Below are 6529 nucleotides of genomic sequence, written 5' to 3'. Positions count from 1 at the left end.
CGCGGCGCAACAAGTCGAAATCGGTCGTGCCGGGCGTGAAGACATAGGTGTCCGGAAAGAACAGGCCTTCGGGCTGCGCTGATCGAAAAGGCCGCTTACGAGATCTGCTATGAAGCCCAGCATCGTCCCGACTGGGTGGCCATTCCGCTGTGCGGCCTGGCGGAACTGGCTCGGTCCCAGTTGATGTCGGCCGCCGTGGATCACGAGGAACACCGCTCATGAGCAACAGGGCAACACCCGCGGCCGGCCTGGAATTGCAGGCGCCAGACCAGCAGGCATTGCTGGCCGGCAGCCACCCCGATGCATTCGGCGTGCTGGGCGCCCACACCCTAGGCGGGCGCACGGTACTGCGCGTGCTGATGCCCTGCTCGCAAGAGGTGGCGGCACTGTTCCCGGATGGCACCATGCTGGACTTGCCCGCCGTTGCCGACGGCCTGTATGCCGCCGATATCAGCGCGCATTGCGGCCCTGCCCGCCCCGCCTACCGGCTGCGCGTGCGCTGGCCTGGCGGAACCGAGGAAATCGACGACCCCTACGCCTACGGGCCCTTGCTGGACGACGCGCACCTGGAACTGTTGGCACAGGGATCATGGCTGTACGCGGACCAGAGCCTGGGACCGCACAACTGCGACATCGACGGCGTGCGCGGCGTGCGTTTCGCGGTATGGGCGCCGAACGCGCGGCGCGTGGCGCTGCTGGGCGACTTTAACGGCTGGAATGGGCTGCGGCACGGCATGCGGCTGCGCCACACTGCGGGCGTATGGGAAATCTTCATCCCCGACGTGTCGCCCCAAAGCCGCTACAAATTCCAGATACTCGGCGCCGATGGCGCCACGACGCTGCGGGCCGACCCGATGGCGCGGCAGGCCGAGGCGCCGCCCGCCACGGCATCCATTGTTCCCGACCCCGAACCGTACTTCTGGAATGACGCTGCCTGGATGCAGGGGCGCGCCGCCCGCCAGGGGCCGGACGCGCCGCTGGCCATCTACGAAGTGCACGTGGGATCGTGGATGAACAACGACGAACCCGGGCCGCTATGGGACAGGCTGGCCGCGCGGCTGCCCGCTTACGCGCGCGCCCTGGGGTTCACCCACATCGAACTGATGCCCGTCATGGAGCACCCTTTCGGCGGATCCTGGGGCTATCAGCCGCTGGGCATGTTTGCCCCCACCGCCCGCCATGGCACGCCGGCGGACTTCGCCCGCTTTATCGACCAGTGCCACGCCGCGGGGCTGGGCGTGATACTGGACTGGGTGCCGGCCCACTTTCCCAATGATGCCCACGGCCTGGCCCGTTTCGACGGCACGGCGCTATACGAATACGCGGATCCGCGCGAGGGTTTCCACCCGGACTGGAACACGCTGGTCTATAACCTGGGCCGCAACGAGGTCAAGGCGTACATGATCGCCAGCGCCCTGCACTGGCTGCGCGAGTTCCATGTGGACGGACTGCGGGTCGATGCTGTGGCGTCCATGCTGTACCGCGACTACAGCCGCGCGGCGGGCGAATGGATACCCAACCGGTACGGCGGCCGCGAGAACCTGGAGGCCGTGGACTTCCTGCGTGAACTCAATACCGTCATCGGCTGCGAATGCCCGGGCGCCATCACCGTGGCCGAAGAATCCACCGCCTGGCCGGGTGTGACCGCGCCGGCCGGCGACGGCGGGCTGGGCTTCGACTACAAATGGAACATGGGCTGGATGCATGACACGCTGCGCTACATGCGCCACGATCCCGTGCACCGCCGCTACCATCATCACGATGTGACCTTCGGCATGATGTACGCCTATTCCGAACGCTACATACTGCCCCTGTCGCACGACGAGGTAGTACACGGCAAGGGCTCGCTGCTGGGCAAAATGCCGGGCAGCCACGCCGACCGCCTGGCTCAGCTGCGGCTGTACTACGGCTTCATGTGGGCCCACCCCGGCAAGAAGCTGCTGTTCATGGGCGGCGAGATCGCGCAGGAACGCGAATGGAACCACGATGACGCGCTGGACTGGAACCTGCTGGACGATCCGGCGCGCCGCGGCGTGCAGCGCCTGGTGGCAGACCTGAACCATCTGTATGGCGAACTGCCCGAACTGCACCGCCGCGACGCCGACCCGGCGGGTTTCACCTGGATGGTGGGCGACGACGAAACCAACAGCGTGCTGGCCTTCGTGCGCACCGATGGCCGGCACCGGGTGCTGGCCGTATGCAATTTCACGCCGGTGGCGCGCCATGACTACCGCATCGGCGTGCCCGCGGCCGGACGCTGGCGGGCGCGCATCAATACGGATGATGCCGCATACGGCGGCACCGGCCTCGCGGGCCCCGTCCTCGCCCATACGGAAGACATCCCCGCTCACGGGCAGCCCCAATCCTTGTCGCTGACCCTGCCGCCGCTTTCGACCCTGTTGCTTCGCCACGAGGTATAGCCATGGCCATTCCCGCCCACTTCCATCTGACCGCGGGGGCCCCCTACCCGCTGGGGGCCAGCAGCGACGGCCTGGGCGTGAACTTTGCCGTGTTCTCGGCCAATGCCACGCGCGTGGAACTGTGCCTGTTCGACGAACGCGGCCGCAAGGAACTGTGCCGGCTCGCGCTGCCCGAATGCACCGATGAGGTCTGGCACGGCTATCTGCCCGATGCCCAGCCCGGGCTGGTGTATGGGTACCGCGTCCATGGCCCGTACGATCCGGCCAACGGCCACCGCTTCAATCCCCACAAACTGCTGCTGGATCCCTACGCGCGCCGCCTCACCGGCGCGCCGCGCTGGTCGGACGTACTGTTCGGCTACCGCATGCAGCACGCCAAGGCCGACCTGAGCCTGGACCGGCGCGACAGCGCCCTGGCCATGCCCAAGGGGATTGTCGTGGACGACTATTTCGACTGGGGCCGCAGCGTGGCGCCAGCCACGGCCTGGAACGACACGGTGATCTACGAAGTACACCTGCGCGGCGCCACCATGCTGCGCGACGACCTGCGCGCGCCGCTGCGCGGAACCGCCGGCGCGCTGGCCGACCGCCGCTTCATCGACCACTTGCACAGGCTGGGCGTCACCGCCGTCGAACTGATGCCGGTGCACGCCTTCCTGCAGGACCGCTTCCTGGTAGAGCGCGGCCTGCACAACTACTGGGGCTACAGCACGCTATCGTTTTTCGCGCCCGAGCCCGCCTATGTACCGCACGGGCCGAACGAGCTGAAGCAGGCGGTGCGCCGCCTGCATGGCGCCGGCATCGAAGTGATCCTGGACGTGGTCTACAACCACACCTGCGAGGGCAGCGAACTGGGCCCCACGCTGTCATGGCGGGGGCTGGACAACGCCAGCTATTACCGGCTGGTGCCGGGCGAAGAACGCTACTACATCAACGACACGGGCTGCGGCAATACCGTCAACATCTCGCATCCGCGCGTGCTGCAGATGGTGATGGATTCGCTGCGCTATTGGGCCTCGGCCTACCGGGTGGACGGATTCCGCTTCGACCTGGGGGTGACGCTGGGCCGCGAAGGCACCGGATTCGACCCCGGCTCGGGGTTCTTCGACGCCATCCTGCAGGATCCGGAGCTGGCGCGGCTGAAACTGATATCCGAACCCTGGGATGTCGGGCCGGATGGCTACCAACTGGGCCAGCATCCCCCCGGCTTCGCGGAATGGAACGACCGCTACCGCGATGGCGTGCGGCGCTACTGGCGCGGCGACGACGGCATGGTCGGGGAACTGGCCGCCCGCCTGGCGGGTTCCAGGGACTTGTTCGACCGCCGGCACCGGCGCCCGTGGGCCAGCATCAACTACGTGGCATCGCACGACGGCTTTACCCTGCGCGACGTCGTCTCCTACGAAAACAGCCACAACGAAGCCAACGGCGAAGACGGCAACGACGGCCACGCCGAGAATTTCAGTGCCAACTGGGGCCACGAAGGGCCGGACGCAGGCGATCAGGTGGACACCTTGCGCGGCCTGGTGCAGCGCGCCATGCAGGCCACGCTGCTGCTGGCGGATGGCACGCCCATGCTGCTGGCGGGCGACGAATTCGGCAACAGCCAGGAAGGCAACAACAACGCCTATTGCCAGGACAACGCCATCAGCTGGCTGGACTGGTCGCTAGCCCGGCAGGACGCGGGGACCGCGCTGGCGCAGTACGTGGGACGCCTGGCCGCGCTGCGGCGCGCGCACTGCAGCCTGCGCACCCAGCGCTACGGCGACGCCAGCCAGGAAGTGGCCCCCGGCATCGTGGCGCTGTCCTGGTTTGCCGAAAACGGGACACCCATGGACGCCCCCGCCTGGGAAGATGGCGGGCGCCGCACCCTGGCCATGCGCCGCGCCTGCGCCGATCCCGATGCCGAAGAGGTGGATGTCACCCTGTTGCTGCTCAATGCCGGCGAGGCCGCCGCCACTTTCACCCTGCCCGAACCGAAGCTGGAATGGACCTGTGAACTGGATAGCGCCCAACCTACCCATCCGGCCCGGCCGGCCGAACCGGACCAGGTCGAGGTCGCCGCGCGCAGCCTGGCTTTGCTGTGCGCGCGCTCACCCCGGAGCCAGCCGTGAGCGGCGCACAGGGCAACCAGGCCGCCGGCCAGCCGTATACGGCGCCGGCCGCCCTGGATGGCGACGCCCTGCCTGCATTCGGCGCGCTGGGCATGCCCGATGGAACCGCGCGTTTCCGCCTGTGGGCGCCCTCGGCCCCGCCTGCGCTGGCGCTGGAAATCGAGGGCATGGCGCCCATTCCCCTGCAGGTGGACGGCGCGGGCTGGGCGCAGGTCAGTGTGCCTTGCCCGGTGGGCGCGCGCTACCGCTATCGCCTGGACACCGATCGGGCAGTGCCCGATCCGGCCTCGCGCCTGCAAGCCGATGACGTGCACGGCCACAGCATTGTCACCGCGCCCGGCGGCTACTCCTGGCGCAGGCCCGACTGGGCGGGGCGGCCTTGGGAACAATCGGTCATCTACGAAGTTCATGCCGGGCTGGCGGGCGGTTTTGCCGAATTGCAGCAACGGTTGCCGGAACTGGCCGCGCTGGGCATCACGGTGCTGCAGCTCATGCCCATTGCCGATTTCCCCGGGCACCGCAACTGGGGCTATGACGGCGTGCTGCCGTACGCGCCCGACACGCGCTATGGCACGCCGTGCCAGTTGAAATCATTGATCGACACCGCGCATACCCTGGACATGAGCGTGATGCTGGACGTGGTCTACAACCACTTCGGCCCGGACGGCAATTACCTGCCCGCTTATGCACGGCAGTTTTTCCGCGACGACCTGCAAACCCCCTGGGGGGCGGCCATAGACTTCCGGCGCCCGGAAGTGCGGCGGTTTTTCTCGGAAAACGCCTTGTACTGGCTGACCGAATACCGCTTCGACGGACTGCGGCTGGACGCCGTCCACGCCATCCCCGAACCCGGCTGGCTGCCCGAGATGGCCGACTACGTGCGCAGCCGCGTGCCGGCGTCGCGCCGCATCCACCTGGTGGTGGAAAACGACGACAACCGCGCCTCGTTGCTGCGCCATGGCTACGATGCACAATGGAACGACGATGGCCACCATGTGCTGCACCACTTGCTAACGCGCGAATCCCATGGCTACTACGCCGACTACGCGCAAAACCCGGGCGGGATGCTGGCGCGATGCCTGGCCGAAGGTTTCGTTTACCAGGGCCAACCCACGCTGCGCGACGCGAAGCGGCGGCGCGGCGAACCCAGCAGCGACCTTTCCCCGACCGCGTTCATACTGTTCCTGCAGAATCACGACCAGATCGGCAACCGCGCTTTCGGCGAACGTTTGCGCACCTTGGTGGGCGAACGTACCGGCGCGCTGCGGGCCGCCATTGCCCTGCAACTGCTGTCGCCGCAAATTCCGCTGATCTTCATGGGCGAGGAATGCGGTTCGCAGGCCCCTTTTCTGTATTTCACGCAACACCGCGACCCGGCCCTGGCGCAGGCCGTGCGCGAAGGCCGGCAGCGCGAGTTCCGCTTTGACACCACGGGCCGCGGGCAAGGGCCATATACCCTGCCCGACCCCAACGCCCATGATACTTACGCGGCCTGCTATCCCTGGCAGGATACGGCCGATGCCCATGTCTGGCGCGACTACTACAAGAACCTGCTCGCCCTGCGCAAGCGCATGATCGTGCCCCGGCTGGCGGGCGCCCGTGCCGAATGCGCCAGCGCCGTGGCCCCATACGCAGTGGAGGCCCGATGGCGCATGAACGACGGATCCCGACTGGTGCTGTACGCCAATCTGGGCGCCGATGACATCCACGCGCCGGCCTCGGCCATGCAAGCTGCCGCGCATGCATTGTTGCTGTTCCAAAGCCGCGCGAACGCCAGTGACGCCCTGGCGGAGGGCATGCTGCCGGCAGCCTGCACCCTGTGCTTCATCGAGGAAGGGCCATGAACGGCGCGGCCCAGGCCACGGACACCTTGGCGGCCCTGGCCGAGGCGGCGGGCATCGCTGTCAGCTGGACCGACGCGCGCGGCAACACGCAACGCGTATCGCCCGACACGCTGCGCGCCGTGCTGGACGCCATGCAGCTGCCCGCCGGAAC

3 protein-coding genes are annotated in these 6529 nt (G+C 67.8%); all 3 read left to right on the top strand.

The genetic code is table 11. The features are described from left to right. The first annotated feature begins 218 nt into the window (after positions 1-218). Positions 219-2420 carry a 1,4-alpha-glucan branching protein GlgB gene (gene glgB / locus LPZ50_RS19900; RefSeq protein WP_230664165.1) on the top strand — a complete coding sequence of 734 codons (2202 nt, stop codon included), beginning with the start codon at positions 219-221 and terminating at the stop codon, positions 2418-2420. Positions 2421-2422: 2 nt separating this feature from the next. Then, positions 2423-4534: a glycogen debranching protein GlgX gene (gene glgX, locus LPZ50_RS19895; RefSeq protein ID WP_230664161.1), complete on the top strand. Its 2112-nt coding sequence runs from the start codon at positions 2423-2425 to the stop codon at positions 4532-4534. A gap of 92 nt (positions 4535-4626) precedes the next feature. Beyond that, complete coding sequence (gene treZ, locus LPZ50_RS19890; protein ID WP_230664167.1) at positions 4627-6378, top strand: malto-oligosyltrehalose trehalohydrolase; 1752 nt, start codon at positions 4627-4629, stop codon at positions 6376-6378. The last annotated feature ends 151 nt before the right edge of the window (positions 6379-6529 follow it).

The organism is Bordetella petrii, from assembly GCF_020991325.1.
GTDB classification, from domain to species: domain Bacteria; phylum Pseudomonadota; class Gammaproteobacteria; order Burkholderiales; family Burkholderiaceae_B; genus Bordetella_A; species Bordetella_A petrii_E.
This window is presented reverse-complemented; position numbering and strand designations above follow the sequence as displayed.